General features: G+C 67.2%; 4 protein-coding genes. 1 reads left to right on the plus strand and 3 read right to left on the minus strand.

Going from position 1 to position 2,288, the window contains the following annotated elements; genetic code table 11:
* Nucleotides 1-151: 151 nt before the first annotated feature.
* Nucleotides 152-478, minus strand: coding sequence for a hypothetical protein (locus tag VN520_RS38640; RefSeq protein ID WP_325751629.1), 327 nt, complete (start codon nucleotides 476-478; stop codon nucleotides 152-154).
* 523 nt (nucleotides 479-1,001) lie between these two features.
* Between VN520_RS38640 and VN520_RS38645 the strand changes: the two genes are divergently transcribed.
* Complete coding sequence (locus VN520_RS38645) at nucleotides 1,002-1,232, plus strand: hypothetical protein (RefSeq protein ID WP_325751630.1); 231 nt, start codon at nucleotides 1,002-1,004, stop codon at nucleotides 1,230-1,232.
* On the opposite strand, the gene VN520_RS38650 is transcribed toward VN520_RS38645, so the two are convergent.
* Nucleotides 1,220-1,552, minus strand: coding sequence for a hypothetical protein (locus VN520_RS38650; RefSeq protein ID WP_325751631.1), 333 nt, complete (start codon nucleotides 1,550-1,552; stop codon nucleotides 1,220-1,222). The genes VN520_RS38645 and VN520_RS38650 overlap by 13 nt on opposite strands.
* Nucleotides 1,553-1,652: 100 nt before the next feature.
* A complete protein-coding gene (locus VN520_RS38655; protein ID WP_325751632.1) occupies nucleotides 1,653-2,192 on the minus strand; it encodes a hypothetical protein in 540 nt (179 codons plus the stop codon).
* Nucleotides 2,193-2,288 lie beyond the last annotated feature (96 nt).

Consider the following 2,288-nt stretch of genomic DNA (forward strand, 5'->3'; position numbering starts at 1 on the left):
CCCGGCCGGGAGCCATGTGACGCCGAGGGAGACCTCGCGGCCGGCTTCGCTCACCGCGTGGCCGATGCTCACTCTGCAGGAGCGGTGATCATGAAAATGACTTGGGTGCCGCTGTCCGTGTCGATCCGCTCGGGGTGCTCCGGCGCGCCGCTCAGGTGCCTGCGACTACAGCGGTATCCATTCCATAGGGGTCGAGGATGGCGTCCCAGTCGATAGCATCAGCTCCGTTGGCCAGTTGGCCGAAGGCTTCGAGTGTGGCAGCGCGTGTCAGGCCGGGCGAGAAGAGCTGGGATGCATCGAGCGCATCCAGGCTCAACGCCTGGCCGGCATGCTGCGCGGTTGCCTTGGCATGCCCCTCGTCGGCCTGGCCGTTGAGGGACCGCGCCTCGCGGACGGTCGTTAGGGCCAGGTCCTCCGTTGCGGTGAGGTCGTCGTGCAGGTGGGCGTGGATGCGTCGTGCGAGCTTGGTGTTCGGCATCGGAAAGCTCCTCTGTTGCGTCGGTTGGTGCGGGTAGTGGTTCGGGTGGGTCAGGACCAGTCACCCCGGGAGCTCACGGCCCTGGCCTCACGGGGGGTCCCAGGTATCGAGGCGGGGGCTGCTGTGGCTGGTTCGGGGGTCTCGGTGGTGGAACAGTGCTCCCGGAACGTTTCGGCGGCGGAAGCGGTGGGGGCGGAGGGACTGATGTGCGGAGGTGCGCGGTCCGGTCACGTGAGGCCTGCGCCGAATCGTGTGCGAGCGCTGCCAATCGCGCGGCCCCGGGCGCCAGTGCGGGACGGCCTGGCCGAGGCGCGGGTGCACGCTCCTGAGGCTGGATGGTCCGCTCCATCCTCACGTCGGGAAGAGCGAGCCGTGCAGCTGCACGTTCGTATGCCTCGGCCTGCTGGCGGGGGCCGACGGCCAGGACTTGAAGCCGTAGCCGGCGGTCGGTGTTCTGCGGGCCATCGGTTGGAGGGAGGAAGCGGTAGACGATGCGGTACTTGGGAGCCCGCCGGTCGTGTTCATGGAGGTCGAAGTAGAGCTTCCAGCAGTTGCCGAGTTCGGCCGGCCAGGAGGGCAGTCTCTTCAGCGGTCTTCCGCGAATTTCCTCTGCGACGAGTTGTCCGATGCGGATGAGCGCAATTCTCTGCAGGTGAACGTCGCGGAGGGCTGCGATGTCAACGCCGACCTGCGGGAGGTGGTGGCTTCGGTAGCGGTCTCCTCGCATCGTACTGGCCTCCGTCAGCCGGGCTGATCCCCGTCGGCGTGGCCAAGATCCCGCAACAGCTCTGCAGCGTTTTCGGGGTCGTGGGTCGCCACGAGGCGCGTGAGCTGCTCGAGGCTGACGCCCTCGTCCCCTGCTTCAGCGGCTCGCGTCCCTGCGAGATCGACAATGTCGGCGTTGTCGATGTGTTCGGCACGGAGTAGCGCCACGAGCATGGGCAAGGGCATGAGAACTGCCGCGGGCTCTCCCTCTTCAGTGGTAACGATCTCGGGCTGCGCCAGGTGAGGGTTCGCGACGAACCCATCAACGACCGTCTGCAGGTTCTCCTGCAGCCATCCAATGGTGGTCACTTCTGCTCCTTCAACTCACTTGAGTACTGACGATCCCGGTGTTCACGAGGGTTGCGGGGCGGTCGATGATACGGGGATCTTGGGGCTGCGGGTGGTGCGCTCAGAACGGGATGAACTCCGAGCAGTTGACGCCGAGGAGCCTGTGCTCGTGGTGCAGGTGTGCTTCACAGGCGGCGCACCTGCCGTCGGGCAGGTTGTCGGGCGCCCCGCAGGATGCGGCGTCACACACTGCGCAAGGCAGGTTTGTCGGGGCCAGCGGCGACACACTGATGACAAGGCGGCCTGCGATCATCTCGGCCCCAACCTCGACCAGGCCGGCGATGGCTGCGTTGAGCACCGGGATGTGCTCCGTGTCCAGAGTCAGCGCCCGGGCGCGTCCGCCGTCGTAGTGGAGCACCACGTGTCCGGTCCGGTCAGGCTGGACCAGCGCACGTCTCAGGCCAGTCTGGGGAGGGTGGGGCGGCTGCAGGAGATTACGTAGTGCGCTTGCGGCGGCGGTCTGTCGGCGTGCGATGAGTATCTCGGTGACGCAGGCCCTGATGGTGGCGAGTTCGGTGTCGCTTCGGTCCTCCAGGCGCCGCAGTTCGGTTTCCCCGAGTGTGCTGGTGGCGGCGCCGAACGTGGGCGTGGACAGGTCCATCGGTGGTTCCTCTGGTCGGGCCCGGGCGCTGCGGTTTCGCGCCCGGGCTCTGGGTTTGGGGTGCTTGCTTCGCTCGCGGAGTGTGATCGGTCAGGT

This window comes from Streptomyces sp. (assembly GCF_035563135.1).
Taxonomy (GTDB): Bacteria; Actinomycetota; Actinomycetes; order Streptomycetales; family Streptomycetaceae; genus Streptomyces.

Coding starts and splice junctions, on each gene's coding strand:
- VN520_RS38645 (WP_325751630.1), top strand. CDS start 1,002: ATGGAGGTCGAAGTAGAGCTTCCAGCAGTTGCCGAGTTCGGCCGGCCA.
- VN520_RS38640 (WP_325751629.1), bottom strand. CDS start 478: ATGCCGAACACCAAGCTCGCACGACGCATCCACGCCCACCTGCACGAC.
- VN520_RS38655 (WP_325751632.1), bottom strand. CDS start 2,192: ATGGACCTGTCCACGCCCACGTTCGGCGCCGCCACCAGCACACTCGGG.